10 protein-coding genes are annotated in these 16,768 nt (G+C 70.4%); 3 read left to right on the top strand and 7 right to left on the bottom strand.

The window, feature by feature from the left end; translation table 11 throughout:
- Position 1 precedes the first annotated feature (1 nt).
- Together ACZ404_RS31060 and ACZ404_RS31055 are read left to right on the top strand one after the other, a co-directional pair.
- Positions 2 to 1,915: a hypothetical protein gene (locus tag ACZ404_RS31060; RefSeq protein WP_468445645.1), complete on the top strand. Its 1,914-nt coding sequence runs from the start codon at positions 2 to 4 to the stop codon at positions 1,913 to 1,915.
- A gap of 67 nt (positions 1,916 to 1,982) precedes the next feature.
- Positions 1,983 to 2,672 carry a TetR/AcrR family transcriptional regulator gene (locus ACZ404_RS31055; RefSeq protein WP_468445643.1) on the top strand — a complete coding sequence of 230 codons (690 nt, stop codon included), beginning with the start codon at positions 1,983 to 1,985 and terminating at the stop codon, positions 2,670 to 2,672.
- Positions 2,673 to 2,678: 6 nt separating this feature from the next.
- Here ACZ404_RS31055 and ACZ404_RS31050 read toward each other — a convergent pair whose 3' ends face one another.
- From ACZ404_RS31050 to ACZ404_RS31020, 7 genes are all read right to left on the bottom strand, one after another.
- Entirely contained in the window at positions 2,679 to 3,035 is a 357-nt protein-coding gene (locus ACZ404_RS31050) for a 5-carboxymethyl-2-hydroxymuconate Delta-isomerase (protein ID WP_468445641.1), read from the bottom strand.
- Between the two features lie 32 nt (positions 3,036 to 3,067).
- Entirely contained in the window at positions 3,068 to 8,473 is a 5,406-nt protein-coding gene (gene pulA / locus ACZ404_RS31045; RefSeq protein WP_468445639.1) for a pullulanase-type alpha-1,6-glucosidase, read from the bottom strand.
- Positions 8,474 to 8,602: 129 nt separating this feature from the next.
- Positions 8,603 to 9,979, bottom strand: coding sequence for an alpha-amylase (locus tag ACZ404_RS31040; protein WP_468445637.1), 1,377 nt, complete (start codon positions 9,977 to 9,979; stop codon positions 8,603 to 8,605).
- Between the two features lie 155 nt (positions 9,980 to 10,134).
- A complete protein-coding gene (locus tag ACZ404_RS31035; protein WP_468445635.1) occupies positions 10,135 to 11,820 on the bottom strand; it encodes a glycoside hydrolase family 13 protein in 1,686 nt (561 codons plus the stop codon).
- Positions 11,821 to 11,957: 137 nt separating this feature from the next.
- Positions 11,958 to 12,869, bottom strand: coding sequence for a sugar ABC transporter permease (locus ACZ404_RS31030; protein WP_468445633.1), 912 nt, complete (start codon positions 12,867 to 12,869; stop codon positions 11,958 to 11,960).
- A gap of 14 nt (positions 12,870 to 12,883) precedes the next feature.
- Complete coding sequence (locus ACZ404_RS31025; RefSeq protein ID WP_468445631.1) at positions 12,884 to 13,888, bottom strand: carbohydrate ABC transporter permease; 1,005 nt, start codon at positions 13,886 to 13,888, stop codon at positions 12,884 to 12,886.
- A 104-nt stretch (positions 13,889 to 13,992) separates the two neighbouring features.
- A complete protein-coding gene (locus ACZ404_RS31020; RefSeq protein ID WP_468445629.1) occupies positions 13,993 to 15,264 on the bottom strand; it encodes an extracellular solute-binding protein in 1,272 nt (423 codons plus the stop codon).
- A gap of 394 nt (positions 15,265 to 15,658) precedes the next feature.
- Between ACZ404_RS31020 and ACZ404_RS31015 the strand changes: the two genes are divergently transcribed.
- A complete protein-coding gene (locus tag ACZ404_RS31015) occupies positions 15,659 to 16,687 on the top strand; it encodes a LacI family DNA-binding transcriptional regulator (RefSeq protein WP_468445627.1) in 1,029 nt (342 codons plus the stop codon).
- Positions 16,688 to 16,768: the final 81 nt, after the last annotated feature.

The following is a 16,768-nucleotide window of genomic DNA, read 5'->3' as shown; positions in this document are numbered from 1 at the left end:
CGTGCAGTCACAGGATGTAGCCCAGCGCCACGCACCCGCCCCCGCCGACCCGGGCGTCGGTCTCGAACAGGCCGAGGCCGCCCTCGTCGAGCACTATCCCCGGCTGGTCCGGCTGGCCTACCTGGTCCTGCCACCGGGCCTCGGCCGCAGCCGCCGGGTGCTGACGGCCCACGCCCTCGTCCAGCGGGCCCTGCCCCGGGGCCGCACCCGGCCCGCCGCGATCCCGGCCCAGTCCACGGGCCGGGACGGCGACGCCGGGTACGCCTTCGTCCGTTCGCGCGTCCTGCGGTCGGCCCTGGAGGCGGCCCGCCCCCGCAAGGTGCTGCCCCGGCTGGCCCAGTTTCCCCCGCTGCTGCCCCAGGTGTGGGGACTGCGGCTCTTCCCGCGTTCCGGCGGCGCCGACGAACTGGCCCTGGACCAGCGGCTGTCGGCCCTGTCCGCTCCGGCCCGCGCCGCGTACGTGCTGCGCGGCCTGGAGGGGCTGGCCGACCCCGAGGTGCACCGGATCCTGGAGTCCGCCGGGGTCGGCACCCCCGAGTCCGCGCTGGCCGAGGCCAACGGGGTGCCCGCGCAGGATGCGCTGCTCTCCTCCCCCGAGTTCGACCCCTGCTCGCTGCAGGCCCGGCCCACCGACCTGATGCGGCGCCGCCAGCACACCAAGGCCGCGCTCGCCGCGGCGGCCGCCCTCGCGGTGTGCGGGGCGCTGGTGGCGCTGCCGGGCGGCGGCTGGGGCCCCGACGGCGCCGCCGCGCCCGTCTACGCTCAGAACCCGGCCGCCGAGGCCGCCCTCGACCCGGCCCAGCTCGTCCGGGTCGTCCCGAACGCCTGGGAGTCCGCCGCTCGCGCCGACTTCTCCGTCTGGCCGGCGCGCGGCCCGCTCACCCGGGACAAGGCCCTGCTGCGCCGTGCCCTCGCCGTCTGGGCCCGCCCCGGGGAGACGGTCCGGGTCTCGGCGACCCCCGGCACCCCGACCGGCGGCCCGTCCGGCCCGCCCCAACTGCTGTACGCGGGCCAGGTGGACGACGCGCGGGTGGTGGTCCTCTACGACGGCCTGCGCATCGTCCGTTACGCCGAGCCCGAGGACGGCACCTCCGGGGCCGCCCTCGACTTCGCCCGCGTCGACGGCGCCACCGGAGCCGAGGCGGGCGCGCTGGTCCTCGGCCGGGCCGACGGCAACGTCCGCTATCTGACCGCCCCCTGGGTGAAGAGGGCCGCCGCGCGGGACCTGATGAAACCGGGCGCCGCGCCGACCCCGCTCACCCTCACCGACGGCGTCACCACCCCGCTGGCCAGCCCCGCCCTGCAGCCCGGCAGCTGCACCTCGTGGAACGTGCTCCAGCTGACCGACGCCACCGGCACCCGGCTGGCCACCGACCTCGGCGAGCTGGTCCCGGCCCATCTGACCGCCGGGCGCCCGGGCGCCACCGGTGAGGCGTCCACCCCCGCGGGGCTGCAGGCCTGGGCGCCGTTCGCCTGCTCGCTGGCCATGGAGCGCTCGGCGGGGGTGCGCACCGTCAACGCCTGGGCCTTCGCCCAGCAGCAGCTCCCGGAGGCGGGTGGAATCGGCCAGTGGGCGTGCACCAGGGCGGAGACCTGGCGCGGTGACGGCACGGCCGCGCTGGCCCAGTTCCGCACGCCCGGCGGGCCCGTCGGTGCGGTGGTCGCCAAGGGCACGGACGCCAGGTCCTGCGGTCCTCGCGATCCGCATGTGCTGGCCGGCGTGCTGTGGAAGTCCGGGACCGGCACCTGGTACCTGCTGGCCGCGGGCAGCCCGGACACCGCATCGATCCACGCGAGCGGAGGCGTCACGGCGGCGGGCCAGGGGCCGCTGCTGGCCACGAAGGCCCGGCAGGGCGTACAGGCCACGCTGAAGGGGACGTTGGCGGACGGGCGCACGATCAGCGGACTGCACTGAGGGTGCGGGCCGGCGGGCGCTCGTCGCGGAACCGCCGACGGCCGGATCCGATCGGTAAGGTGTTCGTATGAGTACCGGGGTTCGCCGCAGGATGGGCGTCGAGGAGCGACGGCAGCAGCTGATCGGTGTCGCCCTGGACCTGTTCAGCCGGCGTTCGCCCGACGACGTCTCCATCGACGAGATAGCGACGGCGGCGGGCATCTCGCGCCCGCTGGTCTACCACTACTTCCCCGGGAAAGTCAGCCTGTACGAAGCCGCCTTGAAGCGCGCGGCGGAGGATCTCGCGGGCCGGTTCGCGGAGCCGCACGAGGGGCCGGTCGGCGCCCGGCTGCTGCGCGTGATGCGCCGCTTCTTCGACTTCGTCGACGAACACGGCCCCGGCTTCTCGGCGCTGATGCGCGGCGGCCCGGCCGTGGGCTCCTCGGCCACCAACGCCCTCATCGACTCCGTACGGCAGGCCGCGTACGACCAGATCCTCGCGCACCTGGGCGTCACCGAGGCGCCCCCGCGGCTGGACCTGGTCGTGCGGAGCTGGATCTCGCTCGCCGAGTCGACGGCGCTGCTCTGGCTGGACGGCCGGCGTGTACCGCGCGCCGAACTGGAGCTCCAGCTCGTCCACGACTTCGCCGCGCTCGCCGCCGTCAGCGCCGCCTACGACGACGAGATGGCCCTGCTGCTGCGCACGATGGTCAAGGACGAGCCGGCCGACGGCCCCTTCGCGGAGCTCGTCGGCCGGCTGATCTCCCTGGGTTCCTGAGCGCCCCTACCGCACGAACTTGCGGTACGAGGCGTCCAGGTCCCGGATCTCGGCGGAGGCGTGCAGGGTGACCCCGTCCTGTGCCGCCACGTGCTTGCGCAGCACGTCCAGCACGGCCTCGGTGAGCCGCGCCTTCGTCTCGTCGCTGCGGCCGGCGAGGAGCCCGATGGTCACGTGGACGACGACGTGACGGTCGTCCGTCAGCCCCTCGTACCCGAACCCGGTGTGCGCCTTGCGGAACAGCGTCTTGCAGGCCTCCGGCTCGGCCGCCGCGATCTCGACGACCGCCTCGTGCAGGTCCCGCACGAAGGCGTCCGAGACGACCTCCACCTCGTGCGAGTGGTCGACGGTGATCTGCGGCATGAGCACTCCTGTTCTACGGCGACGGCCCGACCCTACGTGTCCGACCGGCTGAACACCGCCACGGTCCGCGCCGGGACCGTGAACGTGCCCGAGCCGGCCGCGTAGGAGGAGGTCTTCACCACCGGGTCGGCGCCGGACGCCTGCACCGGATGCAGCCGGTAGTGCGTCCCGGCGAGGGCGCCGATGCGCTGCTCCTGCTCCTTCGGGGTCGCGTTGAAGACGACGACCAGCCCGCCGAGGGTCATGGTGATCACGCCCGGCGTCTCGTCCTTGCCCGACAGCGGGAACGCCAGCCGGTCCTGCACCTGCGCCGCCGTACCCAGCGAGAACGCCTTCTCGGTCGTACGGATGCGCAGCAGGTCCCGGTAGGCGGCGGAGGCCCCGGTGATCTGCGGGCAGCCCACCTCGACGCTCGTCAGCAGCGGCCGGGCGTAGTCCCACTTGGACCGGTTGTCGGCGGCCGGGGGCAGCCCGCGCCCGAAGCCGTTGCCGTCGGCGCAGTTCCAGTGGATGGCGTTGAACCAGTCGCCGCTGTCGAAGGAGTTGCGGTCCAGCGACTTCGAGCGCAGCAGGTCGGTGCCCGCCTGGGACAGGGACGGCCCCTGGGAGAGGGCGGCCGTGGCCATGGCCAGGACCTGCATCCGGGCCCGGTCGGCGGCCGGGGTGTCCTTCGGGAGCTTGTACGTCAGCGCGTCGAACAGCGACTCGTTGTCGTGGGCGTCCACGTAGGCGAGGGCGTCGCCGGGGGCGTCCGCGTACCCGGCGGGCTGACCGCCGTAGTCGATCTCGGCGCCGGTGACCTCCTTGCCGTCGGTGTCGGTGAAGCGGTACTTGGCGAGGTTGCCGGTCAGGCCGACCTTGATCAGGTCCTGGTAGTGCAGCAGCCGGGCCTTCTGCTCGGCCGGGGTGCCGTTCGCGGTGGACGAGTTCGGGTCGGTGTACAGCCCGGACGCGAAGCCCTGGACGCCGGGGTCGGCGTCGAAGGGGCTGCCGCCGCGCACGGCGTCACGGGCCCGGTCGGAGAAGGTGGCGATGCCGGTGCCGGCCATGTTCTTCTGCGTGGCCTGCACGAACCGGGCGTCGTTCGCGACCTCGCCGAAGTTCCAGCCCTCGCCGTACAGGATGATCTTCTTGCCGTCGACGCCGTCCTTCTTCGGGGTCAGCGCGTCGAGGGCCTTGCGGACCGCGAGGATGTTGGCCTTCGGGTGGTGGCCCATGAGGTCGAAGCGGAACCCGTCGACCTTGTACTCCTTCGCCCAGGTGACGATCGAGTCCACGACCAGCTTGCCCATCATCGCGTTCTCCGGCGCGGTGTTGGCGCAGCAGGTGCTGTTGGCCACCGAGCCGTCGGCGAGCAGCCGCTGGTAGTAGCCGGGCACGATCTTGTCGAGGACGGAGGTGTCCGCCTGGCCACTGGCCGCCGTGTGGTTGTAGACGACGTCCATGACGACCCGGAGCCCGTCGTGGTTGAGCGCCTGCACCATCTTGCGGAACTGGACGGTGCGGGCGGTGCCGTCCGGGTCGGTGGCGTAGGAGCCCTCGGGGACCGTGTAGTGGTACGGGTCGTAGCCCCAGTTGTAGGCGTCCTTCGCGGCGGTCTTCGCGACGCACTCCTGCTGCTGGTCGGAGTCGGCCGGGTAGGAGGCCAGGTCGCAACCGGGGGTGGCCTGGTCGGCCTTCCGCTCGGGGATGGTGGCGATGTCGAAGGCCGGCAGCAGGTGCACGTACGACGTGCCGGACCTGGCCAGCGCGCGCAGGTGCTTCGAACCGTCGCTGTTCTTGTCGGTGAAGGCCAGGTAGGTGCCCTGGTCCTTCGCCGGGACCGTCCTGTCGGCGACGGAGAAGTCCCGGATGTGCAGCTCCTGGATCTGCGCGTCCTTCAGCGGCACGGCCTTGGGCTTGTGCAGGGTGGTCCAGCCGCCCGGGGCGAGGGCCTTGTCGTTCAGGTCGACGACGAGGCTGCGCCCGGAGTTCGCGGTGAGCGCGACCGAGTACGGATCGGTGACCTTGTTGGTGACCATCTTGCGGACGCTCGGCGCCCACACCTTCACCACGTACCGGTAGGGCTTGCCCTTCCAGGACGCGGGTCCGGTGACGGACCAGACGCCGGTGGCGGTGTCGTGGTGCATGGCCTTGCGGGAGCCGTCCAGCTCCAGCGAGACGCTCCGGGCCGTCGGCGCCCACACGGACAGGGTCGGCCTGCCGTCGTGGAACGTCGGTCCCAGGTGCGCCTTCGTCGCGCCGGGGTACAGGTCGTCCAGCACGCCCGCGATCTGCACGCCGGTCGCGGCCAGCACGGCGCCGTTGGCGGCCCGCTGCGAGGCGACCAGCTGGCCCTTGAGCGCCGTGCGCACCCGGTCCCGGTCGCGCGGGTCGACGGACCAGGCGGTGTAGTCCTTCAGGTGCGGGAACCTGGCCTTCTGGGCGTCGGTGAGCGTGGTCTTCGTCAGGCGCAGCCAGCGCTCGTCGTCGCTGGTCAGGGTCCCGTCCTTGACGGCGATCGAGCCGTCGTGGGAGTACAGCAGCTGGGTGGAGGCGGCGCCGTCGACGCCGTCCCAGGCGACGGTGTCGCGGTCGATCCAGATGGCCTTGGAGGTGGCCAGGTCGAGCGCGGCGGCGCTGCCCGCCGGCTGCGGCAGCAGGTACTTCTCCTGACCGTTCACCAGCCACACCTCGTGACCGTTGGTCTTGAGGTCGAGGGACTGGTCGGCGGGCAGGTCCTTCTCGTCGCCCTTGTGGATGATGTAGCTGAGGCTGGTGGCACCCTCGGTGAGCGGCACCTCGAAGACCGCGCCATAGGCATCAGTCTTCACCGGCTTCAGCGGGTTCGACCAGTCGGTGGGGTTCGCGGCACCCGTCCAGACGTGCAGACCCCAGCCGTCGTAGTTCCCGTCGGCGCGGTGGTAGTGGAGGACGGCCTTGGTCGTGTCCTGGGCGGGATGGTCGGGCCGCTGGGTGAGGACGTCCGTCCTGCCCTGCTCGACCCACACCTCCCCCGTCCTGGTGACGTCGATGCTCCGGTCGGCGGAGACGTCCTTGTTGCCGTCCTTGTCGATGACCAGGAAGCCGACGGTGGAGGCGCCGGGCTTGAGCTTGACCCAGGCGAAGGCGCCGTAGGCGTCGCGGCCGGTGAAGGGGTGGCTGGCGGGCCAGTTCGTGGCCTCGCCGTCGGCGATGTCGCCCCAGGCGTACAGGCCCCAGTCGGCGTAGTCGCCGTCGGTGCGCTTGTAGTGGACGATCGCGTAGTCCCGGGAGGAGGCCGTGGGGACCTCGGGCGCGGGCGGGGTGCCGGTGGTGCTGCTCGCCGTGGCGCTCGCGGTGTGCCCGGCCGGGTCGACGACGACGGCCTTGTAGCGCAGGGCGGTCCCGGCGGGCACGTCGGTGCCGATGGTCTGGGTGACCTTGTAGGGAGCGTGGTCGGCGGAGCCGAGGACCTTCCACGTGCCGTTGCCGACCTGGGCGGCGAAGACGACGCGGTTGAGCTGTCCGCCGTCGACGTCGGCGGAGACCTCGACGGTCCCGGTGGCGCCGGTGGCCGGGGCCTTCAGGGTGAGGGACGGCCGGGTGGCGGGCCGGGCGAGGGTGCCGGTGGCCCGGTAGACGACGGCGGTGCCGGCCGGGACGGTGACGGTGAGCCTGCGGTCGCCGTCGGTCGTGAGGGTGTCCTTGGTGCCGTGGATGCCGCGGTACGTCATGTTCGCCGAGCCGGTCGCGAAGTCGGCCGTCTTCGTCTCGTCGGCGTTGTTGAGGGCGACGACGTACTCCTGCCCGGTTTTCGCGTCCGTGCGGGTGAAGGCGTAGACGCCGGCGCCGTCGGCCGCGTAACGCTCGGTCTGGACGCCGTCGGTCAGGGCCGGGTTGGCCTTGCGGAGCCTGGAGAGAGCGGCGATCTCGCGGTAGAGGGGTGCGCTCGTGTCGTAGGAGTCGCTCGCGTGGGTGCGGTCGGTGCCGATCTCGTCGTCGTCGAGGTAGTCGGCGACCTTGGAGGCGAACATGGTCTGGCGGGCGTCCTTGTCACCGCCGGCTCCGGTGAAGCCCTGCTCGTCGCCGTAGTAGACGACCGGGTTGCCGCGGCTGAGGAACATCAGCTCGTTGGCGAGTTCGTCCTTCTTCAGGATCTCCGCGTCGGTCGCCTTCGGGTTGTCCTGCTTCAGGAAGTACCCGATGCGGCCCATGTCGTGGTTGCCGAGGAAGGTGACCTGCTCGTAGGCGTTGGCCTTGTCGGTCGTGTACTTGTAGTCGTCGCCGAAGACGCTCGCCAGCCGCTGCGCGCTGCCGCCCTGGGAGGCGTAGGCGCGGGCCGCGTCCTGGAAGGGGAAGTCGAGGGTGGCGTCCAGGCGGCCCTGGGTGACGTACGGGGAGGTGATCGAGGTGTCGGCGGAGTAGACCTCGCCGAACATGAAGAAGTTCTTCCGGCCGTGCGCCGCCGCGTAGGCGTCGAGCGCGGTCGCCCACTGGGTCCAGAACGGCATGTCGACGTGCTTGACGGTGTCGATCCGGAAGCCGTCGACGGCGAAGTCCTTCACCCACCGCTCGTAGATCTTCTCCATGCCGTGCACGACCTCGGGACGCTCGGTCCACAGGTCGTCGAGCCCGGAGAAGTCGCCGTAGGTGGTGGACTCGCCGGCGTAGGTGGAGTCGCCCCGGTTGTGGTACATCGTCGGGTCGTTGAGCCACGACGGCACCTTGCTCCGGCTCGTGACCTTCGGCGTGTACGGGAAGGAGGCGGCGTCCACGGCCGGGAACTTCCTGGTGCCGTCCGCGTGGTCGGCGTCGTCGAAGGGCCTGCCGTCCTCGGTCAGGTAGGGGAAGGCGCCCTTGGAGAGGTAGTCGTACGCCTTCTCCTGGTAGTCGACGACGTCGGCGGTGTGGTTGGTGATGACGTCGAAGAACACCTTCATGCCCTTGGCGTGCGCCTTGGAGATGAGGGTCTTGAGATCCTTGTTGGTGCCGAAGTGCGGGTCGACCTGGGTGAAGTCGGTGATCCAGTACCCGTGGTAGCCGGCGGAGGCGTTCGCGCCGGTGCCCTGGACCGGGCGGTTCTTGAAGATCGGGGCCATCCAGATGGCGGTGGTGCCGAGGCCCTTGATGTAGTCGAGCTTCCTGGTCAGGCCCTTGAGGTCGCCGCCCTGGTAGAAGCCCTTGTCGGTGGGGTCGTACCCGGTGCTCAGGCGGGAGCCGGTGAGGCCGCCCCTGTCGTTGGACCGGTCCCCGTTGGCGAAACGATCCGGCATGACGAAGTAGAACTGCTCGCGCGTGTCGTCGTGCCGGGCGGGCTGGGCGGCGAGCTTGGCGTCCGAGGGCGGCGCGGGCGGCGTGGCGGCCTCGGCGGCCAGTGGCTGGATCAGCGCGGCGAGGAGGGCGACGGCGGTGACGGCCGCTGCCCTCCCGACGTGGGCGGTACGGCGCCTGCGCGGCGCCGGCCATCTCGGTATCACAGGCGGGAACTCCTTGCGACTGCGGCTCATTCGGGTCCGACCCCGCGCGACCGTACCGCCCACGAAAGGGTTGCAGCAAGACTTGTGAAACCCGGAGAAAGAAGTTTCACGCAGCGTCAGCAGGCGTGCTCAGCAGCTCGACTTGCCGGCGTAGAGGGCCAGAGCCGTGTTGGACCCCAGGGTCGCGGTGAACTGGCCACCGGAGTTGACGGTCACCGTCGTGTTGTTCTGCACGTTGCAGTACGTGCCGGCGGGCAGCGAGGTCTGGAACGTCCTGGTCAGGCTGCCGCTCTCGTGGTTGATCGCCACGTAGCCCTTGCTGCCCCGGCCGAAGGCGATGGCGTTGTTGCCGTCGTCCCACCAGTTCGTCACCGACTGGCCGCGGGTGGCGTTGCGGAAGGCGACCATCGAGATGATCTCGGGCCACTTGTGCTGGCACTTCCAGCCGTCCTGCCAGCACGCGTCGACCCGACCGCCGTTGGGCGGCCCGGCGTCCGCGTCGGACCACTCGTAGCCGGAGTTGATGTCCGGGGCGCCGTAGGGCCAGGCCAGCATGAAGACGTTGGCCAGGGTGTAGTCGGCGCCGCTCTTGTAGTTGAGCGTGGAGCCGTTGCGCTCGGTGTCGTGGTTGTCGACGAAGACCCCGGCCACCGAGCTGCTCAGATAGCCCCAGCCCTCGCCGTAGTTGTTCAGGTACGCCAGCTTTTCGCTGGTGAAGACCCGCTTGAGGTCGTAGGCGTAGCGGAACTCCTGGACGTCTCCGTTGCCGGTGTACTCGGAGGGCTGGACGGCCTCGTTCGCACCGTAGATGACCTCCTGCTTCCAGTAGACGGAAGGGTTGGTCAGGCGGCTCTTGATGTTGGCGAGGTCGTCGGCGGGGATGTGCTTGGCCGCGTCGATGCGGAAGCCGTCGACGCCGAGCGACAGCAGGTCGTTCATGTAGCCGGCGATGGTCTTGCGGACGTACTCCTCGCCGGTGTCCAGGTCGGCGAGGCCCACCAGTTCGCAGTGCTGGACGTTCCAGCGGTCCTGGTAGTTGGTGACCTGGGACATGCAGTCGTCGAAGTCGTAGACCGAGTACAGGCCCGGGTAGTCGTACTTCGTGTACGACGAGCCGCCGGTGCCGGTGCCGCTGCCCGCCGCCATGTGGTTGACGACGGTGTCGACCACGACCTTCACGCCCGCCGCGTGGCAGGTGTTCACCATGCTCTGGAAGGCTGTGCGGTCGCCGAGCCGGCCGGCGATCCTGTAGCTGACGGGCTGGTACGAGGTCCACCACTGCGACCCCTGTATGTGCTCGGCGGGTGGGGAGACCTGCACGTAGCCGTAGCCGGCGGGGCCGAGGGTGGTGGTGCACTCGCGGGCCACCGAGGCGTAGTTCCACTCGAACAGGACCGCGGTGACGTCCTTGGTGCCGGGCGGGGAGGCCTCGGCGGTCGTCGGGTTCATGCCAATGAGAGCGGCGGCCGTGAGGAGGGCCGCCATGGGGAGTGATCTGCGTGCCATGTGGGGTTCCTTCGTCATTGAAGGCTGAGGAAGGCCGCTGAAGACGCTTGCTGCAAGATTGCGGCAAACTTGCGGTGACGCAGATGTTAAGCGCCCGCTGCCCCGAAAGGCAGCGGGCGCGTGTGAAGTTGATGCAAGAAATTTCAGACGGGCCCTCAGCCGGCCGCCGACCACCACACCGTGGTGTCGGCCGGCACCTTGGCCTCGCCGTCCGCCTCGGTCACCTCACCGCTCGCGAGCAGGACGCGGCCGTACGCCGGGACCGTCACGGACTCGCCGCCGGTGTTGGCGACGCACACGAACTCCCCGCGCCGGAAGGCCAGCACGCCCTCGGGCGCGCGCAGCCACTCCACCGCGTCGCCCGCGCCGAGGTCGGGCCGGGAGCGGCGCACGCGCAGCGCCGACCGGTACAGCTCGAGCGTCGAGCCGGGCACCCCGGTCTGCGCCTCCACGCTCAGCTCGCCCCAGCTCGCCGGCTGCGGCAACCAGCTGCCGCCGCTGCCGAAGCCGTACGACGAGCCCGTGCGGGTCCACGGGATCGGCACCCGGCAGCCGTCGCGGAAGCCGTCCTGACCGGCGCCGCGGAAGTACGCCGGGTCCTGGCGCACCTCGTCGGGCAGGTCGACCACGTCCGGCAGGCCCAGTTCCTCGCCCTGGTAGACATACGCCGAACCGGGCAGGGCCAGCATGAGCAGGGTGGCCGCGCGGGCCCGGCGCAGGCCCAGCTCGCGGTCGCCGGCCGTGCGGATCTGGGTGCCGAGGCCGGGCGGGTTGGCGAAGCGGGTCGCGTGCCGGGTGACGTCGTGGTTGGACAGCACCCACGTGGCGGGGGCGCCGACCGGGCGCATCGCCTCCAGGGTGCGGTCGATGACCGTGCGCAGCTCGTCCGCGTCCCACTCCGTGCCCAGGTACTGGAAGTTGAACGCCTGGTGGAGCTCGTCCGGGCGGACGTAGTTGGCGGTGCGCTCGACGGTCGGGGTCCAGGCCTCGGCGACGAAGATCCGCTCACCGGCGTACTCGTCGAGGATCGTGCGCCACTGGCGGTAGATCGCGTGCACGCCGTCCTGGTCGAAGAACGGCATGACATCGTTGCCCAGCAGCTTGAGCTGGTCGTGGGCGCCGAGGTCGGGCAGGCCGGCGGCCTTCACCAGGCCGTGGGCGACGTCGATGCGGAAGCCGTCGACGCCCATGTCCAGCCAGAAGCGCAGGATCGAGCGGAACTCGTCGCCGACCGCCGGGTGCTCCCAGTTGAAGTCGGGCTGCTCGGGGGCGAAGAGGTGCAGGTACCACTCGCCGGGCGTGCCGTCGGGTTCGGTGACCCGCGTCCAGGCGGGGCCGCCGAAGATGGACTCCCAGTCGTTGGGCGGCAGTTCGCCCTTCTTCCCCTTGCCGGGGCGGAAGTGGTAGCGGTCGCGCAGCGGGGATCCGGGGCCCTCGGCGAGCGCCCGCTTGAACCACTCGTGCTGGTCGGAGGAGTGGTTGGGCACGAGGTCGACGATGATCCGCAGCCCGAGTCCGTGGGCGTCGCGGATGAGCGCGTCGGCGTCCAGCAGGTTGCCGAACATCGGGTCGACCGCGCGGTAGTCGGCGACGTCGTAGCCGGCGTCGGCCTGCGGGGAGGCGTAGAAGGGGCTGAGCCACACGGCGTCCACGCCGAGGTCGCGCAGGTACGGCAGGCGGGAGCGTACGCCCTCCAGGTCGCCCATGCCGTCGCCGTTGCTGTCGGCGAAGCTGCGGGGATAGACCTGGTAGATGACCGCGTCCCGCCACCAGTCGCGGCGGGCGGCGACGGTGGCGACGGCGGAGTGGTCGGCCGGGGCTGCAGGGTGCTGCTGGCTCATGGCGTCCTTGATACGTAACTGGGTTCGGGTCATGTTGTGGGTGCGACGGCGTGTGCCGGCCGGGGACGGAGAATGCGGGGCGGCCGCGGTGACGGCGGGGTCGGATGGGCACCGCGGCCGCCCGGTCCTCGGGGTGGTCAGCCCTTGGTGCCGCCGGCGGTGAGGCCGGTGACGAGGTTCTTCTGCACGAGGTAGAAGAAGACCGAGACGGGTATCGCGATCAGGACCGCGGCGGCCGCCATCAGGTTGCGCTGGGCGTCGTGTTCGCTGACGAAGGTCTGCAGGCCGACGGCGAAGGTGTACTTGTCGTCGCTCAGCATGAACGTCGAGGCGAAGGCGACCTCGCCGAAGGCGGTGAGGAAGGCGTAGAACGCGGCCACCGCGAGACCCGGCTTGGCGAGCGGCAGGATCAGCCGCAGGAAGGTGCCGAACGGGGTGAGCCCGTCGACGCGGCCGGCCTCGTCGATCTCGAACGGGATGGTGTCGAAGTAGCCCTTCAGCAGCCACGCGCAGTAGGGCACGATCGTGGTGCTGTTGATCAGGATCAGGCCGAGGTAGGTGTCGATGAGTCCCAGGTCCGACATGATCTGGTACATCGGCACGATGAGCACGGCGATCGGGAACATCTGCGTGAGCAGCAGCAGCCACATGAACTTGCGGTAGCCGGGGAAGCGCATGCGGGAGACCGCGTAGCCGGTGGTGGCGGCGATCAGCACGCCGATGACCGTGGTGCCCGCGACGACGACGAGGGTGCTCTTCAGCCAGTCGAAGAAGCTGGTGTGCTCGAGGACGAAGGAGTAGTTGTCCAGCGTCATCGTGTGCCAGATCTGCCCGGGGTGCAGATAGTCGTCCTTGTCCGGGCCGAGGGACAGGTAGATCAGCCAGCCGACCGGGAAGAAGGCGATGAGACTCGCGGTGATCAGCGCGCCGTGGGAGAGGAGGGTCGCGACGGGCCCGCGCTCGCCGCGGCGGCGGATCCGGCGGCGCGGCGCGTCGGCGGAGGGCTGCTCGGTCACGGCGGCGGAGGTCGGAACGGTGGTCGTGCTCATGTCGGGCTCCTGCCTCAGATCGCGAGCTGCGGCTCGTTGCGGTTCAGCCAGCGGCGGTAGACGGAGGTGAAGACGATCAGGATGGCCAGCAGCAGGATGCCGTACGTGGCCGACTGGGCGAAGTCACGCGGCTGCTGTCCGAAGCCCAGGTAGTAGGCCCAGGTGACGAGGATCTGGGCGTCGGGGGCGGTGTTGCCGAACAGCAGGAAGATGATGGCGAACTGGTTGAAGGTCCAGATGATGCCGAGCAGGACCACGGTGGAGCTGACGGACCTGAGGCCCGGCAGGGTGACGTAGCGGAAGCGCTGCCAGGGGCTCGCGCCGTCCATCTCGGCCGCCTCGTACAGCGAGGCGTCGATGGACTGCAGGCCGCCGAGCAGCGAGAGCATCATGAACGGCACACCGCACCAGGTGTTGACCATGATCGCGGCGAAGCGCTGCCAGAAGGTGTCCTCCAGCCACTGCGGCTGGGGCAGGTGCAGTGCGTGCAGGCCGGCGTTGATGATGCCGCCGTCGGCGAGCATGAACCGCCAGCCGAAGACGGTGACGAAGGTGGGCACGGCCCAGGGCAGCACCAGGATCAGCCGGTACAGGGTGCGGCCGCGGAACCTGCCGTTGAGCAGCAGCGCGAGGCCCAGACCGATGCTGTAGTGCAGGGCGACGCACAGCGCCGTCCAGACGATCGTCCAGATGAGGTGCGACCAGAAGCGGTCGTACGACAGCGGGCCGAACAGCACGTCCTTGTAGTTGTCCAGGCCGATGAACTTGTAGGTGGCGTCGATGTGGTTGACGCCGATGGTGCGGGCGCTGTTGAGGCTGTTGGCGTCGGTGAGCGTGAGGTAGAAGCCGTAGACCAGCGGATAGAACACCAGCACGCCCAGCACCAGGGCGACCGGCGTGATCATCGCGTACGCGTACCAGTACTTCTGGTAGCCGTTCCTCAGGCGCTGCCCCAGCCCGGGCCGAGGCGCGCGGTCACCGCGGCGCTTGCCGGTCGCGCGGTCGATGGCGACTGTCATGGTTCGACACCTTCGATTGGTTCAGAAAGGGGGCTCGGGAGGGACAGGCCGGTGGCCGCCGGATCCTTCCCCCCTTGAGAGAGGATCCGGCGGCCACGCGGGGCTCACTTGCTGAAGTCGGGCACCAGCTTGGCGATGGCCAGCTCGGCGTTGCTCAGGCCCTTGTCCAGCGACTCCTTGCCGCCGGCGACCTTGGGCAGCTCGGTGTCGAGCGGACCCCACAGGGAGCTGTACTCGGGCAGGGCCGGGCGAGGCTGGGCGGCGGACAGGACGCCCTGGTAGCCGGCGATGCCGGGGTCGGCCTTGACCTGGGCGGTGTAGGCGTCACCGCGGGTGGGCAGGGTGGAGTTCTTCAGGGCGATGGTCTCCTGGGACTTCGCCGAGGTCATGAACTTCACGAACTTCAGCGCCGCGGCCTGGTGGGCCTTGTCGGAGCCGGCGTAGACCGAGAGGTTGTGGCCGCCGGTCGGTGCGCCCGCCTTGCCGGTGGAGCCGGCCGGGACGGTGGCGATGCCGAGGTTGGACCTGTCCTTGAAGGCCGAGCCCTTGTAGAAGTTCGTGATCTCCCAGGGGCCCTGGATGATCGCGGCGACCTTGCCGTTGACGAACGCGTCCTGGATGTGGGCGTAGGCGTCGGCGGTGGTGTCGGCCTTGTGCAGGCCCTGCCCCTTGAACAGGCTCAGCCAGGTGCCGTAGGCCTTCTTCGCGGCGGCGGAGTCGACGGTGATCTTCTTGGCGCCCGCGTCGACGGTGTCGGTGCCCTCGCCGTAGAGGAAGGTCTGGGCGTAGTAGGCCTGGGTGGAGCCCCAGTAGCCGTAGACGTTCTCCTTGGCGTCGATCTTGGCGGCGTCGGCCTTCAGCTCGTCCCAGGTCTTGGGGGCGTCGGTGATGCCGGCCTTCTTGAACAGGGCCTTGTTGTAGACCAGGGCCAGGGTGTCGGTGACCAGCGGGACGCCGTAGGTCTTGCCCTGGTACTGGGCCTGCTTGATCAGGTTCGGCTGGAACTTGGCCTGGTCGGCGAGGGCCTCGGTGCCGTCCAGCGGCAGGAAGTAGCTCTTCTTGGCGAAGGCCGGGGTCCAGCCGACCTCGGAGCGCAGGATGTCCGGGGCGCCCTTGGAGCCGGCGGCGGTGTCGAACTTGTTCTGTGCCTGGTCGAAGGGGACGTTGACGTACTTGACCTTGATGTTCTTGTTGGCGGCCTCGAACTGCTGGACCAGGGCCTTGTACGTCGGCGCCTCGTTGGTGGCGTTGGAGGTGTCCCACCAGGTGATGGTGACCGGGCCGTCCGACTTGCTGTCGCTGTCGCTCCCGCCGCACGCCGTCGCCGTCAGGGCGAGGGACGCCACCAGCGCGGAGGCCGCTATGCCACGCCGCATGAGTTCTCCTTGAGGGTTAAGCCCGAGTGATGCGGGGAGCGGTCCCGTCCGCCGTCCCCACCGTCTTGCCGACTGCGCCGTTGCGGCGGCCGGGCGACGGTGAGATTAGCCGCGCCTGTAAGCGTTGCGAAAGACCTTGCAGAAAAAAAGTGCAAGGGGTCACGATGGTTACGCCGTCGTGACCTCTGCGCAGGCCCTCCGTGACCCGGCTGCGGCGCCGATCAGCGGGCGGCGGCACACTTGTGCAAGACTCTGCAAGCTCTTGCCGTCAAGGGGCCCTACGAAAGGACGAGGCAGCGCGATGACGCAGCAATCCACGGCGGGCCGTTCGGCCGCCCGCGCACGGCGTCCCGTCGGTGTGCAAGGCGAGGCGCGGCCGGTACAGTCCAGTGCCGTGACCACACGGCTTGCGGACATCGCTGCGCAGGCGGGGGTGAGCGAAGCGACCGTCAGCCGCGTCCTCAACGGCAAGCCTGGCGTCGCCGCCACCACCCGCCAGTCGGTGCTCGCCGCGCTGGACGTGCTCGGCTACGAGCGTCCGGTACGGCTCCGGCAGCGCAGCGAGGGCCTGGTGGGTCTGATCACCCCGGAGCTGGAGAACCCGATATTCCCGGCGCTGGCGCAGGTCATCGGCCAGGCGCTGACCCGGCAGGGCTACACCCCGGTGCTCGCCACCCAGACCCCCGGCGGGTCGACGGAGGACGAGCTGACCGAGATGCTGGTGGACCGCGGGGTCGCGGGGATCATCTACGTGTCGGGGCTGCACGCGGACACCACCGCCGACATGCAGCGCTATGAGCGGCTGCGGGCGCAGGGCGTGCCGTTCGTCCTGGTGGACGGGTTCTCGCCGAAGGTGCAGGCGCCGTTCATCTCCCCCGACGACCGCGCGGCGACGGCACTGGCGGTGACGCATCTGGCCTCGCTGGGCCACACCCGGATCGGGCTGGCGCTCGGGCCGAAGCGGTTCGTGCCGGTGCAGCGCAAGATCGAGGGCTTCGTGCGGGCCATGCAGGAGCAGCTCGGGCTCCCCGCGGAGACGATCGAGACGGAGCTGATCCAGCACTCGCTCTACACGCTGGAGGGCGGCCAGGCGGCCGCGACGGCGCTGATCGAGCGCAGGTGCACGGCCGTGGTGTGCGCGAGCGACATGATGGCGCTCGGCGCGATACGGGCGGCCCGGCAGCTGGGTCTGGAGGTGCCCCGGGACGTGTCGGTGGTGGGCTTCGACGACTCCCCGCTGATCGCGTTCACCGATCCGCCGCTGACCACGGTGCGCAAGCCGGTCCCGGCGATGGGGCAGGCGGCGGTGCGCACGCTGCTGGAGGAGATCGGCGGCACGCCCGCGCCGCACAGCGAGTTCGTGTTCATGCCGGAGCTGGTGGTGCGCGGTTCGACCGCTTCGGCGCCGGGTGACCGGAAGTGACCGGAATTTTGCGCATGCCGCAGTAGGGGCAGATATGCCGTAGGACGTGCAGAACGTGCGTACTCAACCCGGCCTTGGGAT

The sequence above is a fragment of the Streptomyces sp. NPDC030798 genome, from assembly GCF_055572275.1.
This window is presented reverse-complemented; position numbering and strand designations above follow the sequence as displayed.